Source organism: Burkholderia sp. 9777_1386, assembly GCF_015712265.1.
GTDB classification, from domain to species: domain Bacteria; phylum Pseudomonadota; class Gammaproteobacteria; order Burkholderiales; family Burkholderiaceae; genus Burkholderia; species Burkholderia cenocepacia.
Window position 1 is genome coordinate 1 of the sequence record NZ_JACCQB010000036.1, and the last position, 14,673, is coordinate 14,673.

Here is a 14,673-nt window from a genome sequence, read left to right on the forward strand (position 1 = left end):
ACCACGCGGCGGCCGCTGCCGCCGCGCTCGCCGAGGAACTGCAGCGCGTGCGCGACGCCGCGCACGCCGAAGGCCATGCGGCCGGCCACGTCGAAGGCCAGGCGCTCGGCTACCAGGCCGGTTTCGAGCAGGGCCGCGAACAGGGTTTCGAGGCCGGCCAGGCCGACGCCCGCGAACAGGCCGCGCAGCTCGCGGCGCTCGCCGCGTCGTTCCGCGAAGCCGTGTCCGCCGTCGAACACGATCTCGCATCCGAGCTCGCGCAGCTCGCGCTCGACATCGCGCAGCAGGTCGTGCGCCAGCACGTGAAGCACGACCCGGCCGCGCTGGTCGCCGCCGTGCGCGACGTGCTCGCGGCCGAACCCGCGCTGTCCGGCGCGCCGCATCTCGCGGTGAATCCGGCTGACCTGCCCGTCGTCGAAGCGTATCTGCAGGACGATCTCGACACGCTCGGCTGGAACGTGCGCACCGACGCGTCGATCGAGCGCGGCGGCTGCCGCGCGCACGCCGCGACCGGCGAGGTCGACGCGACGCTGCCCACGCGCTGGCAGCGCGTCGCCGCCGCGATCGGCAAGGTGAGCACGTGGTGACGCGCTCGCCCGACGCGTTCGCGCACGACGGCATGACGCCGCTCGAACGCGAGCTCGCGCTCGCGTCGTTCGGGCCGGCGGCCGCGCACGATCCCGCGGACGACGCCACGCCGCACGCCGCATCCGCGGCTGCCGACGCCGCCCCGCGCGCGCCGCACAATCCGCATCTCGCGCACTGGCGCACGCACCTGAACGGGCTCGCCGCGCGCAGCCACCGCGCGCTGCCGCTGCGGCCGTGCGGACGCCTCACGCGCGCGGCCGGCCTCGTGCTCGAGGCGATCGGGCTGCGCCTGTCGGTCGGCGCCGAATGCACGATCGAACTGCCGCCCGGCAGCACGCTGCCGCACGCGGAAGCCGAAGTCGTCGGCTTCGCCGGCGACCGCCTGTTCCTGATGCCGACCACCGACGTCGCCGGCGTCCTGCCCGGCGCCCGCGTGTGGCCGCGCGAAAGCGCGCCCGTCGCCGATCCGCTCGCGGGCGCGAAGCGGCTGCCGGTCGGCTGGGAGATGCTCGGGCGCGTCGTCGACGCGTCGGGCCGCCCGCTCGACGGCCTCGGCCCGCTCGCGTCGAAAGTCGATGCGCCGCTGTCGGCGCCGTCGATCAATCCGCTCGATCGCGAGCCGATCCACCACGTGCTCGACGTCGGCGTGCGCGCGATCAACGCGCTGCTCACCGTCGGCCGCGGCCAGCGGATGGGCCTGTTCGCCGGCTCCGGCGTCGGCAAGTCGGTGCTGCTCGGCACGATGGCGCGCTATACGAGCGCGGAAGTGATCGTGATCGGCCTGATCGGCGAACGCGGCCGCGAAGTGAAGGAATTCATCGAACAGATCCTCGGCGAGGACGGGCTCGCGCGCTCGGTCGTCGTCGCGGCGCCGGCCGACGTGTCGCCGCTGTTGCGGATGCAGGGCGCCGCGTACGCGACGTCGCTCGCCGAGTATTTCCGCGACCAGGGCAAGCACGTGCTGCTGCTGATGGATTCGCTGACGCGCTATGCGATGGCGCAGCGCGAGATCGCGCTGGCGATCGGCGAGCCGCCCGCGACGAAAGGCTATCCGCCGTCGGTGTTCGCGAAGCTGCCCGCGCTCGTCGAGCGCACCGGCAACGGCCCCGAAGGCGGCGGCTCGATCACCGCGTTCTACACGGTGCTGACCGAGGGCGACGACCAGCAGGACCCGATCGCCGATTCGGCGCGCGCGATCCTCGACGGCCACATCGTGCTGTCGCGTACGCTCGCCGAGGCCGGCCACTATCCCGCGATCGACATCGAGGCGTCGATCAGCCGCGCGATGACCGCGCTGATCGACGAAACGCATCTCGACCACGTGCGGCAGTTCAAGCAGATGCTGTCGCGCTACCAGCGCAATCGCGACCTGATCGCGGTCGGCGCCTACGCGCCCGGCCGCGACGCGCAGCTCGACCGCGCGATCGCGCTCTACCCGCGCATCGAAGCGTTCCTGCAGCAGGGCTTTCGCGAATGCGCGCCGTTCGCATCGAGCCTCACTGCGCTCGATGCGCTGTTCGACGCTTACGGAGGCTGATCCCGATGGCCCACGGCTTTCCCCTTCAGCTGCTGCTCGACCGCGCGCAGGAAGACCTCGACTCGGCCGCGAAGCAGCTCGGCGCCGCGCAGCGCGACCGCACCGCGGCGGCCGAACAGCTCGACGCGCTGCTGCGCTATCGCGACGAATACCACGCACGCTTCGCGCAATCCGCGCAGAGCGGGATGCCGGCCGGCAACTGGCGCAATTTCCAGGCGTTCATCGACACGCTCGATGCCGCGATCGCGCAGCAGCGCAGCGTGCTCGCCGCGGCCGAAGTCCGCATCGACGAGGCGCGCCCGAACTGGCAGCAGAAGAAGCGTACCGTCGGCTCGTATGAAATCCTGCAGGCGCGCGGCGTCGCGCAGGAAGCGCAGCGCGACGCCCGGCGCGAACAGCGCGACGCCGACGAACACGCCGCGAAGATCCTGCGCATGCGGGCCGACGCGGCCCGCTCGTCGTAACCGACCACCGCCTTCGAACGAGAGAACCGTCATGCCTCCCCTGCCCCTGCTCGGCGCGCTGCTCGACACCGCCGGCGCCGCACTCAAGGCCGCCCGCGGCTCGGGTGCGTCCGCCGCCGGCGCCGATGCGGCCGCTGCCACGAGCGCCGTGCCGTTCGCTCAGACGCTCAAGCAAAGCGTCGCCACGCGCGGCGATACGGCCAACGCCGGTACGCCGGACGCGTCGACCAGACAGGCTTCGTCGAAGCCGGCCGCCGGCGCGAAACCGTCCGGCACCGACGACGACAAGGCGACCGACGACACGCCCGCGAACGCCGCCACCGCCACCGCCAACCCCGACGCCGCCGCCCTCGCGGCCGCCGCAGCCGTGCAGGCGCAACTGCAGGCGCGCCCGGACACCGCGACGCCGGCCGACGCGGCGACCGCCGCCGCGGCCGCCACCACGCAAAAGACGGCCGTGTCCGGCCAGCCGGACGCCACGGCGACGCTCGCCGATCATGCGGCCAAGGACGCGACCGCGCAGCCGACCGACCCGGCATCGAGCCGCGACGCGCTGCAAGCGGCGCTCGCCAAGCTGACGGGTGGCGCGGGCGCGATCACGATGCCGGCGACCGGCACGAGCGCCGCCGCCACGCCGGCAGCGACCGCATCGAACGCCGCCGCACCGCTGACACCGAAAGTGCCGACGTTCGACCGCACGCTCGCCGACGCGAAAGGCGCGCTCGCCACCCAGCCCGCGCCGACCCAGGTCACGCCGCAAACGCTGCAGGCCGACGCGAACGCGCAGTCCGGCGCCCAGCACGCGCTCACGGCAGCCAGCAACGCGACGGACCCGGCCGCCAGCGCGACGCTCGCGGCGGGCGCCACGGCTGCCGCCGCCGCGCAGGCGAACCTGCAACTGTCGCCGGCCGCCGGTGCGATCGCCGCCGCCAACGCACACGCGCTCGCGCCGCACGTCGGCACGGCCGACTGGACGGATGCACTGAGCCAGAAAGTGGTGTTCCTGTCGAACGCGCACCAGCAGAGCGCCGAGCTGACGCTCAACCCGCCCGATCTCGGGCCGCTGCAGGTCGTGCTGCGCGTTGCGGACAACCATGCGCACGCGCTGTTCGTGTCGCAGCACGCGCAGGTGCGCGACGCGGTCGAAGCCGCGCTGCCGAAGCTGCGCGAAGCGATGGAAGCAGGCGGACTCGGGCTCGGCAGCGCGACCGTCAGCGACGGCGGCCTCGCGTCGCAGCAACAGCAGCCCAACCCGCAGCAGACTTTCGCCGGCGGCCAGTCGTCGCGACGCGGGAACGGCGGACCGTCAGCCGTCGATGCACCTGTCGACGCCGCGCAATCCGCACCGGTCGCCGCGCGCGCGAGCCGCGCCGGCCTCGTCGATACGTTTGCCTGAGCATGGCCGCTGCCGTGCCGTGCGCGCGCCGCGCCTAGCGGCCGTGCACCGCGGTAGCCGCCTCGCCGCGCGGCACACCGCCGCGGCGCGCCGCGACGATGAAGTCCGCCGCGCGTTCGCCGATCATCACCGACGGCGCATTCGTGTTCCCGCCCACCAGCGTCGGCATCACCGACGCATCCACCACGCGCAACCCGTCGACGCCGCGCACGCGCAGTTGCGGATCGACGACCGCGCGCGCATCGGAGCCCATCCGGCAGGTGCCGACCGGGTGATAGATCGTGTCCGCATGCGCGACGATCGTCGCGCGCAACTCCGCTTCGCTCTGGTCCGGCCGCGTGTACAGCTCGCGCCCGCCCTGCGACGCGAGCGGCGCCTGCGACAGGATGCGGCGCATCGCCTGCGCGCCACGCACCAGCAGGTCGAGATCGCGTGAATCGCTGAAGAAGCGCGGATCGATCAGCGGCGCGTCGCGCGCATCGCCGCTCGCGAGCGCGACCGTGCCGCGGCTGAACGGCCGCAGCGCGCACACGTGCAGCGAATAGCCGAAGCCCCAGTGCATCTTGCGGTTGTGGTCGTCGACGAGCGCCGTGCAGAAATGCAGTTGCAGGTCGGGACGCGCGAGCGACGGATCGCTCTTGATGAAACCGCCGGCCTCCGCGACGTTGCTCGTCATCATCCCGGTGCGGCTCGAGAAATAGCGCGCGAGCGCCGGCGTCATCTTCGCGATGCCGCGCACGCACACGCCGACCAGCTCCGACGAATTCACGCGCGTGTTGATGATGAAATCGATGTGGTCGATCAGGTTCGTGCCGACGTCCGGCGCATCCTGCACGACCGCGATCCCGTGGCGGCGCAGTTGCTCCGCCGGGCCGATTCCCGAACACATCAGCAGTTGCGGCGAATTGAACGCGCCGGCCGACAGGATCACTTCCGCGCGTGCGCCGAGCGTCTCGACCCGCCCGTTGCGCGACACCACGACGCCGACCGCGCGCTTGCCGTCGAAGCCGACGCGCAGCACCGTCGCATCCGTGAGCACGTGCAGGTTCGGCCGGTTGCGGCCGTAGATATACGCGCGCGCCACGCTGCAACGCGAACCGTCGCGATGCGTGACCTGATAGAAGCCGACGCCTTCCTGCGTCGCGCCGTTGAAGTCGTCGTTCAGCGGATAGCCGGCGGCATGCGCGGCCTGGATGAATCGTTCGGAGAACGGATTGCGAAAGCGCAGATCGGAAACGGTCAACGGGCCGTCCGCGCCGTGCCACGCGTCGGCGCCGCGTTCGTTGCCTTCCGCGCGGCGGAAATACGGCAGCACGTCTTGCCAGCCCCAGCCCGTCGCGCCGAGCTGCGCCCACTCGTCGTAATCGCCTGGGTGGCCGCGCGTATAGATCATCGCGTTGATCGCGCTCGAGCCGCCCATCCCGCGCCCGCGCGGCTGGTAACCGCGCCGCCCGCCGAGGCCCGGCTGCGGCACCGTCTCGTAGCCGTAGTTGGTGCCGAGCTTGAACGGCACCAGCGCCGCGATGCCGACCGGCATGTTGACCAGCAGGTTGCGCTCCGTATGCGAGCCGGCCTCGATCAGTGCGATCGTCGCATCGGGGCAGGCATCGGCGAGACGGCCGGCCAGGCTCGAGCCGCCCGAACCGCCGCCGACGATGATGTAGTCGTATTGCATGTCACGTCTCCGTCGTGTCATGGAAGGCGCGCCGGCACCGCCGCGCGACCGCGTCCCCTCTTGTGTTCGGGCATTGTAGGAATGGCCGTCCCGTGCGCGGCACGCGGATTCAAGAGCGATTCCTCTAAACGCCCGCGTGAACTAAATTTAAGATGTATCGAATCGCTTCGCGCGATGCACCGGCCACGAGAAGCCGACTCGTCGCGAAACGGGAGGAACGACGATGCAGCGCCAGATCCTGCAGGCCGCGTGTCGACCGGATGATCCGGAGGTCACGCGCGCGGCCCGCATTTCATTTCAAACGGCGGCCTGCGCGACGACGTACGGCGTCATGCGCGCAGTCGGTGGAAATCGAACGGCACGCGCCATCGCCGACCGTTTGGACGGTGTGTCGACGTCGCTGCACGATGAGCGGCGACGGGTCGTCGCGTACCCGTCGCGCGGCCCTGCTGCGGTGCACCGGCAGGCGTGCGCGCAACGGCATCGCGCGCCCGCTCGTCACCGTATCGGATCGTGCGCGCCTGCCGTGCGGCGCACTTTTCGGACGGGGACACCGTCGCGCGGATACGACGCTTGCCGCATACCGCAACCGGTTTTCGAACACCCGTCGCATCCGGCCCCGTGCCGCGCGACCCGCATCACCCGATCCGCGTCGCCGCGCTCGCCGAGCGTGCGCGTGCGGCGTGACGGCCGGCCGATCAGCCAGGCCCAACTGGAGGAGACGACATGAAGAACGACCTGCCCGAACTGGCCCCGCAAGCACTGCCGTCGGTCGATGCGCTGACGTCGCTGCTGCACGACCAGCGCGCGGCGTACCTGCGCGCACCGTACCCGGCATGGGACACGCGTGCGCAGCACCTGCGCGCGCTGCGCACGATGCTGATCGATCACGCGGATGCGCTCGCCGACGCGATCAGCGCCGATTTCGGCCATCGCGCGAAGCAGGAAGTGCTGCTGTCGGAAATCTGGATGGCGAAGGAAGAGATCGACGACGCGCTGAAGCACGGCAAGCGCTGGATGAAGCCGATCCGCAAGCCGATGAACAAGTGGCTGCGCCCGGCGCGCGCGAAGGTGATTCCGCAGCCACTCGGCGTGGTCGGCATCGTCGTGCCGTGGAACTATCCCGTGCTGCTCGCGGCCGGCCCGCTGATCTGCGCGCTCGCCGCCGGCAACCGCGCGATCATCAAGATGTCCGAACTGACGCCGCGCACGTCGGCGCTGTTCGAGCAGCTCATCGGCAAGACCTTCACGCGCGACCACGTCGCGGTCGTGAATGGCGACGCGGAGATCGGCGCCGCGTTCAGCGCGCTGCCGTTCGATCACCTGTTGTTCACCGGCTCGACGCAGGTCGGCCGCCACGTGATGCGCGCGGCCGCGGACAACCTCACGCCCGTCACGCTCGAGCTCGGCGGCAAGTCGCCGGCGATCGTCGGCCCGAATGCGCGCTTCGACGCGGCCGTCGATGCGATCGTCGCCGGCAAGACGCTGAACGCCGGCCAGACCTGCATCGCGCCCGACTACGTGCTGCTGCCGCGCGGGATGGAAGGCGCGTTCATCGAACGCGCGCGGACCCGCTTCGCGAAGCTGTATCCGGACCTGTCGGCCAACGGCGACTACACGACGATCGTGTCGCCGCGCCACTACGCCCGCCTGCAGCAACTCGCGAGCGACGCGCAGGCGGCCGGCGCGCAGTTGCACCCGCTGTCCGATGCGCAGTCCGATCCCGCATCGCGCCGCTTCGTGCCGTGCGCGCTCACGCAGGTGCCCGCCACGTCGCAACTGATGCAGGAGGAAATCTTCGGGCCGCTGCTGCCGCTCGTGCCGTACGAGCGGCTCGACGAAGCGATCGCGTACGTCAATGCGCGCCCGCGTCCGCTCGCGCTGTACCTGTTCGACGAGGATGGCGGCACGATCGACCGCGTGATGCGCGAAACGATCTCGGGCGGCGTCTCGATCAACGAAACGCTGATGCACATCGCATGCGGCAGTTTGCCGTTCGGCGGGGTCGGGGCGAGCGGCATGGGTGCGTACCACGGCTACGATGGCTTCGTGACGTTCTCGAAGATGAAGCCGGTGCTCACGCAGGCGCGCCTGAACGCGCGCAACCTGCTCGCGCCGCCGTACGGCAAGCGCTTCGCCGCGCTGATCAAGCTGATGCTGAAGTTCTGAGCCGGACGGGCCGCGTCGCGGCCCTGTCCAACCTGCCGCGCGGCAGGGATGCCGCGCGCGCAACGGTCACACGGGCCAGAGCGGCCCTTCCTGCATCGCGCCGATCTGCTCGCGCAGTTCGAGCACGCGCGCTTCCCAGTAACGATGCGTGTTGAACCACGGGAACGCGGCGGGAAACGCCGGATCGTCCCAACGCCGCGCGAGCCACGCCGCGTAGTGGATCAGCCGCAGCGTGCGCAGCGCTTCGACGAGATACAGCTCGCGCGGCTCGAATTCGCAGAAATCCTCGTAGCCGGCGAGCAGGTCCGCCAGCGCGTGCGACGCGCCTTCGCGATCCCCCGGCAGCAGCAACCACAGATCCTGCACGGCCGGCGCCATCCGGCTGTCGTCGAAGTCGACGAAATGCGGGCCGGCATCGGTCCACAGCACGTTGCTCGGATGACAGTCGCCATGCGTGCGCAGCAGGCGAATCTCGCCCGCGCGCTCGAACGCCGCCTCGACGCCTTCGAGCGCCAGCGCGACCGCGGTCTCGTACGCCGGTCTTACGTCATCCGGAATGAAATCGTGCGTGAGCAGGTAGTCGCGCGGCTCGTAGCCGAACGTGCCGATGTCGAGCACGGGACGCGCGACATACGGCTGCGTCGCACCGACCGCATGAATGCGGCCGATGAAGCGGCCGAGCCACTCGAGCGTGTCGCTGCGGTCGAGATCGGGTGCGCGCCCGCCGCGCCGCTCGAAGATCGAGAAGCGGAAACCGTCGAACGCGTGCAGCGTGCGGCCGTCGAACGATCGCGCGGGCACCGCCGGAATCTCGCGCGCGGCGAGTTCGGCGACGAACGCATGCTCTTCGAGAATCGCGTCGTCCGACCAGCGCGCCGGGCGATAGAACTTCGCGACGACCGGCGGGCCGTCTTCGATACCGACCTGGTAGACGCGGTTTTCGTAGCTGTTGAGGGCAAGCAAGCGCCCGTCGGTGCGCAGGCCGGCCGGCATCAGCACGCTGTCGAGCGCGTCGAGCACGCATTCGGGCGTGAGGCCGGCGAACGGCGGGCTGGCGGGAGAAGCGGGAGCGGAGGTGGCGTCTGTCATGCCCCGCATTGTGCCGCCTGCCGGACCGAAAGACGAGCGTCCGGTGCGATGGGTGCTTAGTGAAGCGCCGCGCCGGCCGGCAGAACGGATTCGCCGGTGTCGATCAGGTCCTCGAGAAAGAACGGCTCGGTGTTGAGTTCTTTCGACTCACCCGGCACGCCCGCGTACCAGGTCACCATGGCCATGTCGCCCAGGATGCGCTGGACGATGCCGCGCGCGCCTTTCGGCACCGCGATATGGGTAGTGCAGACGATCGACCCGATATGCATGATGGTTCCCCACTCTTGAATCTTGAAACCCGGCCCGCTGGCGAGCCGGCAAATGCACGATCCGCGCCGCTCTCGGCGGAGCGTTGCGCGTGATCCCATTGTTCACGGTTTATCGAAGCGCGAAAAGAAGAAGAAGCAGGCGAAGTGCCGCGAATTCGTCGAATGTCTCCAATCAACCACTGCGTCGGGCACGTACTTGCCCGCCCGGTTACCCCCATCATACCCTGTCGAATGTGACTGACCACCGAAACGGTACCGCGCCACCACACGCCCATGATTGACGCAACGCGCGTGCCGCTTCGCTTCGCCGCTGCCGAATCATCGGAACACTGCACGCGACCGACCGGAATCACGTCGCGTGCGTCGCATGTCGATCGCTTTCCACCGTTCGTCGAATGCTTGCGTGCGTACCGGCATCGGCCTGCATCGACGCACGACGCCGCTCGCGATATGCAGCCGCCGACAAGAGTTGCGCTCGATGGCTGCCTTGCGGTACCTTAAGCTTTCATTCGCGTTCAACCGCACTCCGACACGATGTATCCGCTCACGTCCGCCCTCGCAAAATCCCGGCCGCAGTTCGACTCGCGGCCGCAGGCGTGCGTGCATCCGTCGGTCCTTCCTCCTCCTGTCGCACCGCCGCTCGTCTGCGCCGCGCCGCCCCCTCCGGCGGCACGCGCCGGCTGACTCGCCGGCTTTTCGTTTTCGTCTTCCCTTCGCGCCGTGGGCTGCAGGTGCGTGCGTCATGACGCACGGCACGTTGCCGCGCGCGCGGATGGAACGTTTCGATCCGTTCGACAGGTGGATTCACATGGTTTCGTTCAAACGCGCGCTGGCCGCGCATGGCGCGACGTCGCTCTTCGTACTGCTGTGGAGCAGCGGCGCGATCTTCGCTGAACTCGGTCTGCGTCACGCGTCCGCGTTCGCCTTTCTCACCGCCCGTTTCGCGCTCGCATCGCTCGTGCTGCTCGCGCTGGCGTTCATGCGCAAACGCTGGCTGCCGCCGCGCGGCGAGCGGCGCATGGCCGCGCTGACCGGCTTGCTGATGATGGGCGGCTATTCGATCTTCTATCTGCTCGCACTCGAGCGCGGCATCGCGCCCGGGGTGCTCGCGACGATCCTCGGCGTGCAGCCGATCCTCACGCTCGCGATCGTCGAGCGTCGCTGGCAACCGGTGCGCATCGCGGGGCTCGCGCTGTCGCTCACCGGCCTCGCGCTCGTCGTGGGCCGCGGCGTGAGCGGCGGGACGGGCGGCCTGTCGGCGGCCGGCATCGCGTGCGCGCTGACGGCGCTCGTCGCGCTGACCGTCGGCTCGCTGCTGCAAAAGCGCGTGCGCGCGGCGCCCGCCGACGTGCTGCCGCTGCAGAACGCGATCGGCCTCGCGCTGTGCGTCGCGATCGTGCCGTTCCGGCCGGTGTCGTTCGACATCAGCTGGGCGTTCGTCGTGCCGCTGCTGTGGCTCGGCATCGTGATTTCGGTAATCGCGCAACTGCTGTTCTACCGCTTGATGCAGCGCGGCGATCTCGTCAACGTGACGAGCCTGTTCTATCTCGTACCGGTCGTCACCACGCTGATGGACGCCGTGTGGCTCGGCAACCGGCCCGAGCCGCTCGCGCTCGCCGGCATGGGCGCGATCATCGCCGGGCTCGCGCTCGTGTTCCGCGCGCCGGCCGCCCGCCCGCAACCCGACCGCGCCTGAGCGGCGGGCCGCCGCGCCCGCGGGTGCGGCGGCCCGTATCGGACACATACGACGATTCCGCGAAAATCGAAAGGAACGGGAAAGATACGCGCAAGGCGTTCGTCTTGTTCGCACGAAAAACGCGTGATTCGCGGGGCTTTCTACTGATTTTTAATGGTTCGGATAGCGAAAAACGCCGCCGGTTGCCTATACTCGAATTGACCGGCCTGCTCGTAACGGGCCGGACCAACTAGAAACACCCGGCATGGGGCCGGGGTGAGCGCACGCGTGCCGTTTCAGGCCGATATCCCGCAGGGATGGAGCCGCCCAGGCAAGCACCGAAGCGCCCACTTCGGCCGACACTGGAGACACGCATGACGACCTATTTCACGATCGGCGACTTCATCCTGTTGATTCCGATGGCGCTGGCCGGAGCGCTATTTCTCGGCGCGGTACCGTGCGCCACCCAGTTCCGTCACAACCTGCTGCGCGTACTCGGCGTCATTCTCGGCGTCGGCGTCGCGGTATTGCTCGTTGAAGGCCTGCCTGCGCTGATCTAGCGCCTCGCCGTGCGCGACGCCCATCGCTGCACCGCAGCGATGGGCCGCATGGCGTGTGCGGCGGCGATACGGCACACGATATTTCGCATCCCGTATCGACTTCCGGTCAGATCGCCTGATCGGTGGACGGCTTTTCCCACAGATTGATGCCGCCTTCCGTCGCGTAACGATCGATCTCCGCGAGTTCCTCCGCCGAGAATTCGAGGTTCTGCAACGCACCGACGTTCTCGCGCACCTGCTCGGCCCGGCTCGCGCCGATCAGCGCGGACGTCACGCGGCCGTTACGCAGCACCCACGCCAGCGCCATCTGCGCAAGGCTCTGCCCGCGCCGCTCGGCGATCGTATTGAGCTTGCGCACGTGCTCGAGGTTGTCCGCACTCAGGTGCTCCTGCTTCAGCGAGCCGCCGCCCGGCTTGTTCACGCGCGCGTCGGCCGGCACGCCGTTCAGGTACTTCGACGTGAGCAAGCCCTGCGCGAGCGGCGTGAACGCGATGCTGCCCGCGCCGACGTCGTCGAGCGTGCCGAGCAGGTCGTTCTCGATCCAGCGGTTCAGCATGTTGTACGACGGCTGGTGAATCAGTAGCGGCACCTTGTATTGCGCGAGCAGCGCGGCCATCTCGCGCGTCTTCGCGGCCGAATACGACGAAATGCCGATGTAGAGCGCCTTGCCCTGCTGCACGGCCGACGCCAGCGCGCCCGCCGTTTCCTCGAGCGGCGTGTGCGCGTCGAAACGGTGCGAATAGAAGATGTCGACGTAGTCGAGCCCCATCCGCTGCAGGCTCTGGTCGAGGCTCGCGAGCACGTACTTGCGCGACCCGCCGCCGCTGCCGTACGGCCCCGGCCACATGTCCCAGCCGGCCTTCGTCGAGATCAGCAGCTCGTCGCGATACGGCTGGAAATCCTCCTTCAGCAGCCGGCCGAAGTTGGTTTCGGCGCTGCCGTACGGCGGCCCGTAGTTGTTCGCGAGGTCGAAGTGGTTGATGCCGAGGTCGAACGCGGTGCGCAGGATCTCGCGCTGCGTCGAGATCGGCGTCGAATCGCCGAAGTTGTGCCACAGGCCGAGCGACAGGGCGGGCAGTTTGAGCCCGGACTTGCCGCAGGTGCGGTATTGCATGCCGGCATAACGTTCGGAAGCTGCTTCGTAGGCCATGAGTCTGTTCCGTCAGGACATCGGGGAAAGGGACGCGCGCCGGCCACGCCAATGACGCGACGGCGGCGAAGGAGTCATACGACGACTATGGTAGCGAAAGCGGCCGGATCACGCACGGCGGCGCGACGATGGACGCGACCGCGGCGCTCGCCTACACTGCGGCGTCTCGAATCACCGTTTCAGCGAGGTTGGTATGTCCCGGGTCATCTCGGTTGCACTGCTCGTCGGCGGCGTCGTGCTGCTGTATTTCGGCGGCCAGTCGTTCCATTCGATCAACGACAACGTGTCGCGCTTCTTCACCGGCTCACCCGCGACGAAGACGATCCTGCTGATCGCCGGCGGCGCCGTGGCGTCGTTCGTCGGCCTGATCGGCCTCGCGATGCCGGGCGGCAAGCGCTGATCGCGCCGCAGCGCGACGCACGTACGACTCGCATCACGCGCGCGGACCGCATCAAACGAAACGGGCGGCCTGGCCGCCCGTTGCTTCCTTCTCGTTCGCCCGCGATGCACCCGCATCGCCTGCGCATCGCGACCGCGCCGCGCCGCCGGAGCGGCGCCTAGAACTGCACATCCGGCTTCGACGCCGAGCGGGTGCCGGGCACCGGCCGGTTGCTTGCGCCGTGGTACGTGTACACGAGCGAGAACTTCACCTGGTCGGAACGGTTCTGCCCGGCCGAATGCAGCGTGTTGCAGTGGAAGAACACGACGTCGCCCGTCTGCAGCGGCGGACAGGTGGCCGCTTCGATCATCCTGCGGTTCTCCGGCACATCACTGCGGAAGAATTTCGCGTCATCGAACGCTTCCGGCCCGAATTCGGCCGTATGCGAACCCGGCACGAGCCACAGCGCACCGTTCTCGTTGGTTTCGGGCCCGAGCGCGAGCCACACCGACACCATGTCCGGGCGCTCGAACGCCCAGTAGCGGAAATCGCGATGCCAGCCGGTCAGGCTGCCGTACGCCGGATGCTTCGTCATCATGCAGTTGTGATGCGCACGCGACAGCACCGGCTCCTCGCCGAAATACGCGCGCATCCACGCGCCGATTTCGGGCGCGATCGCGCGCTCGGCAAACGCCGGATCGCGCGAATACGCATCGAGCAGCCGCCGCACCGTATGCCCGCCCGGCGCGTGCTTCGATTCGGGCGCGCCCGGGTAGCGCAGGTCGGCCTCGAACTCGATCGGCTCGGCGGCCTCCCGCAACTGGCGCTCCGCGATCTGCCGGAGCGCCGCGCACTGCGCTTCGCCGACGAGGCCGCGCGCGACGACGAAGCCGCGCTCGCGCAATTCCGCGACTTGCGCGCGGATCGATTCCGACTGCAATGGAGACGACATGGGATGCCAGACGTTTATTGTGTGAATGTGACGATTGTAAATCGGCACCGGATACCGCGAACAGCACCATTGTCGTGCGCAGGGGCATGCCAATCGCGGATTTGACCCAGCTCAAGGGAACTGTGCGGCGCGGCACCTGCCTGAGCGACAGGCGGTATGCGGCACACGCCTTGCGGCACAAGGGTTTATCGCGACTTTTGCCCGTCATGAATCCCCTGTAGCCTGACGCGGCCTGTCAATTCTGGCGGGCGCGGCGCGCAACGGGTTTCGGTAAGATCCGTTGTGCCATCCGAGGCCGTTCATACCAGTGCGCTCTCCAGGGCGCCACCCATACAAGCGAAGCATCGTTCACATGCCATTCCGTCTGACTTCCCGTTTCAACCGCGCTGCGAAGCGCGTCGTGCCGTCCGCTCCTGCCCGCTCGCTGCGCCATCACCGCGCACGCACGCAGGCGCTGGCCGAGCGTACGCACACGCACAGCCGGCTGGACGGCATCCGTGCGTGGTTCCACGCGTTTTTCTCGATGATGAGCGCGCAGGCGTTCGCCCGCCGCGCCGGCCTGCGCTCGCTGCTGCAGAAGCCGTCGTCGCTGCGCGCGCTCGCGCTGCGCCGCACGCTCGGCCCGCAGCGCCGCGTCAACCGCCCGCGCCGCCTTGCCGCGAGCAACGGCTGGTTCGGGTTCGGCGCGCGCTGAGCGAGTGTCTGGCGGGCACGGCCCGCCCCGATCGCCGCCATTGCTTCGACGATCGAAACCCATAAAAAAACCCCGG

General features: G+C 69.3%; 15 protein-coding genes. 10 read left to right on the forward strand and 5 right to left on the reverse strand.

All coding sequences use genetic code 11. The features are described from left to right. The 4 genes from fliH to H0X91_RS23650 form a co-directional block, all read left to right on the forward strand. On the forward strand, positions 1–587 hold a 587-nt coding region (fliH, locus tag H0X91_RS23635), incomplete at its 5' end, for a flagellar assembly protein FliH (RefSeq protein ID WP_077215489.1). Positions 588–619: 32 nt separating this feature from the next. Further along, positions 620–2,125: a flagellar protein export ATPase FliI gene (gene fliI / locus H0X91_RS23640; protein WP_230878004.1), complete on the forward strand. Its 1,506-nt coding sequence runs from the start codon at positions 620–622 to the stop codon at positions 2,123–2,125. Positions 2,126–2,130: 5 nt separating this feature from the next. Continuing rightward, a complete protein-coding gene (gene fliJ, locus H0X91_RS23645; protein WP_006489106.1) occupies positions 2,131–2,589 on the forward strand; it encodes a flagellar export protein FliJ in 459 nt (152 codons plus the stop codon). Positions 2,590–2,620: 31 nt separating this feature from the next. After that, positions 2,621–3,985, forward strand: coding sequence for a flagellar hook-length control protein FliK (locus H0X91_RS23650; protein WP_034201237.1), 1,365 nt, complete (start codon positions 2,621–2,623; stop codon positions 3,983–3,985). A 34-nt stretch (positions 3,986–4,019) separates the two neighbouring features. Here H0X91_RS23650 and H0X91_RS23655 read toward each other — a convergent pair whose 3' ends face one another. Further along, positions 4,020–5,660, reverse strand: a complete 1,641-nt coding sequence (locus H0X91_RS23655; RefSeq protein WP_006485445.1) for a GMC family oxidoreductase — start codon at positions 5,658–5,660, stop codon at positions 4,020–4,022. A gap of 223 nt (positions 5,661–5,883) precedes the next feature. Here H0X91_RS23655 and H0X91_RS23660 point away from each other — a divergent pair, with 223 nt between their 5' ends. Continuing rightward, entirely contained in the window at positions 5,884–6,390 is a 507-nt protein-coding gene (locus H0X91_RS23660; RefSeq protein WP_153260054.1) for a hypothetical protein, read from the forward strand. After that, the gene (locus tag H0X91_RS23665) at positions 6,387–7,829 is read left to right on the forward strand and encodes a coniferyl aldehyde dehydrogenase (protein ID WP_006485442.1); all 1,443 of its coding nucleotides are present in this window, start codon (positions 6,387–6,389) and stop codon (positions 7,827–7,829) included. The genes H0X91_RS23660 and H0X91_RS23665 overlap by 4 nt, the downstream gene beginning before the upstream one ends. 66 nt (positions 7,830–7,895) lie before the next feature. Here H0X91_RS23665 and H0X91_RS23670 read toward each other — a convergent pair whose 3' ends face one another. After that, on the reverse strand, positions 7,896–8,918 hold the full coding sequence (locus H0X91_RS23670) for a serine/threonine protein kinase (RefSeq protein ID WP_196433399.1): 1,023 nt from the start codon (positions 8,916–8,918) through the stop codon (positions 7,896–7,898). Between the two features lie 56 nt (positions 8,919–8,974). After that, positions 8,975–9,187 (reverse strand): hypothetical protein, encoded by a 213-nt coding sequence (locus H0X91_RS23675; RefSeq protein WP_006477514.1) that lies wholly within the window; start codon positions 9,185–9,187, stop codon positions 8,975–8,977. A gap of 808 nt (positions 9,188–9,995) precedes the next feature. Here H0X91_RS23675 and H0X91_RS23680 point away from each other — a divergent pair. Together H0X91_RS23680 and H0X91_RS23685 are read left to right on the forward strand one after the other, a co-directional pair. Beyond that, the gene (locus tag H0X91_RS23680) at positions 9,996–10,883 is read left to right on the forward strand and encodes a DMT family transporter (protein WP_124633576.1); all 888 of its coding nucleotides are present in this window, start codon (positions 9,996–9,998) and stop codon (positions 10,881–10,883) included. Positions 10,884–11,236: 353 nt separating this feature from the next. Then, positions 11,237–11,422: a hypothetical protein gene (locus H0X91_RS23685; RefSeq protein WP_006482800.1), complete on the forward strand. Its 186-nt coding sequence runs from the start codon at positions 11,237–11,239 to the stop codon at positions 11,420–11,422. Positions 11,423–11,528: 106 nt separating this feature from the next. On the opposite strand, the gene mgrA is transcribed toward H0X91_RS23685, so the two are convergent. Next, a complete protein-coding gene (gene mgrA / locus H0X91_RS23690; protein ID WP_060267870.1) occupies positions 11,529–12,572 on the reverse strand; it encodes an L-glyceraldehyde 3-phosphate reductase in 1,044 nt (347 codons plus the stop codon). A 193-nt stretch (positions 12,573–12,765) separates the two neighbouring features. Between mgrA and H0X91_RS23695 the strand changes: the two genes are divergently transcribed. Then, a complete protein-coding gene (locus tag H0X91_RS23695; protein WP_006482797.1) occupies positions 12,766–12,972 on the forward strand; it encodes a DUF3185 family protein in 207 nt (68 codons plus the stop codon). A gap of 157 nt (positions 12,973–13,129) precedes the next feature. Here the strand turns inward: H0X91_RS23695 and H0X91_RS23700 are convergent, their stop codons facing one another. Further along, on the reverse strand, positions 13,130–13,903 hold the full coding sequence (locus H0X91_RS23700; RefSeq protein ID WP_196433400.1) for a phytanoyl-CoA dioxygenase family protein: 774 nt from the start codon (positions 13,901–13,903) through the stop codon (positions 13,130–13,132). A gap of 352 nt (positions 13,904–14,255) precedes the next feature. Between H0X91_RS23700 and H0X91_RS23705 the strand changes: the two genes are divergently transcribed. Further along, entirely contained in the window at positions 14,256–14,597 is a 342-nt protein-coding gene (locus H0X91_RS23705; protein WP_006492161.1) for a hypothetical protein, read from the forward strand. The last annotated feature ends 76 nt before the right edge of the window (positions 14,598–14,673 follow it).